A 1,403-nucleotide genomic window follows, 5' to 3' on the forward strand; every position below is an offset into this window, starting at 1 on the left:
CCTCCTCCGCTCCGACTGGTTCGCAAGCACAGGTTCGCCCTTCGGGCTCACCTGCCACTGAGGGTTTTGCTCTGAAGGGCTCTCAGTCCCGCTCGACCGTCTTCTCGAGCGCCTCGGCCCGCACTGCGGCGTCGGTGATCTCGTCGGAATCGATCGCGTAGGTGCGGTGGAACCAGGTCAGTGCGTCCTTGTCGCGGCCGGCCTCCTGGAGCGTGTCGGCGTACGCGTAGCGCAGTCGCACCACCCAGGACTCGCGGCTCTTGTTGTTCAGCGGCGCCTGCTCGAGGATCCGCAGGGCCGCGTCCAACTGGCCCATGTCGCGACGGGCACCGGCCTCGACGATCGTCATCTCGGCCTTGGCCGGCGCCTCGAAGTTCGCGACCGACGGGCTGTGCGCCAGCTTGATCGCCTGCTCGGGCTGACCGAGAGCGCGGTGGCAGTCCGCCATGATCGGCAGGTACGCCCCCGCGCCGTTCATCCGCTTCGCCGCACGCAGCTCCGCCAACGCCTCGGAGTAGTGGCCCGCCGCGTACGCAGCCTCGCCGAGCGCCTCGCGGATCACGGCGATCCGCTGCGTCCGCGACTTGGCGGCCTTCGCGTGCTGGTAGGCCAGCTCCGGGTCGGAGTCGATGAACATGTCGGCTGCGACCAGATGGCGGGCGATACGCGCCGCCAGCTTCTCCGGCAGGCCGCGCAACTGAGCCGAGATCGCTCGGTCCAGCTCCTTGCCGCTCACCTCGTCCGGCAGCTCCGGGCCGTCGTAGACCCGCTGATCTTCGGTGCGCTCCTCGCGCGGCTCGTCGAAGCGACGCCGTGCCCCGGCAGGGGGCTTACCGCCCGGCTTGCCGCCGCGGTCCTTGGAGTAGCCGCCCTTGCGGTCGCTGCTGGCACCACCGCGCTTCGGACCGTCAGAACGGCCTCCTGCACGCGGTGCGCCGCTGCGGCCGCCCGTCGGCTTGCCGTCGCGACGCTCGTCGCTGCCACGGCCACCGTCCCGGCGCTGCTCGCCTCCGCGGCCAGAACCACCAGTGCCGCCATCGCGGCGGTCGCTGCTACGTCCGGCTCCGGGCCGTCCGCCACCTGCGCGGCCGCCACGGCCGTTCGATGAACCTGAGCTCTTCGGACCCCCCGGGCGTCCGGCGGGCTTTCCGCCTCTGTTGCTACGGCGCTCTTCAGCCATAGCCGCCATCCTCACTGCCGCGTCACCGCAGCCGACTTCGAACGATCATCGCGATCGTTCTGTTGACATACTAAGTGCCAGTAAATGCAGTAGAGGCCGCCCAAAAGGGCGGCCTCTACCTGAAATTTTGTCCGGCGGCGTCCTACTCTCCCACAACCTCTCGGTTGCAGTACCATCGGCGCTGAAGGGCTTGACTTCCGGGTTCGGGATGGGACCGGGTATT

Annotated in this window: 1 protein-coding gene and 1 rRNA gene; both read right to left on the reverse strand. The window is 69.3% G+C overall.

Going from position 1 to position 1,403, the window contains the following annotated elements:
• Window positions 1-82 precede the first annotated feature (82 nt).
• Window positions 83-1,180, reverse strand: a complete 1,098-nt coding sequence (locus tag ABZZ22_RS26980; protein ID WP_354938650.1) for a tetratricopeptide repeat protein — start codon at window positions 1,178-1,180, stop codon at window positions 83-85.
• A gap of 129 nt (window positions 1,181-1,309) precedes the next feature.
• A 5S ribosomal RNA gene (gene rrf / locus ABZZ22_RS26985) occupies window positions 1,310-1,403 on the reverse strand; the annotation flags it as partial.

The organism is Nocardioides sp. NPDC006273 (genome assembly GCF_040613495.1).
Classification (GTDB): Bacteria; Actinomycetota; Actinomycetes; order Propionibacteriales; family Nocardioidaceae; genus Nocardioides.

Bases quoted from the DNA above. Each gene is read 5' to 3' on its own strand.
- ABZZ22_RS26980 (WP_354938650.1), bottom strand. From the start codon at position 1,180: ATGGCTGAAGAGCGCCGTAGCAACAGAGGCGGAAAGCCCGCCGGACGC.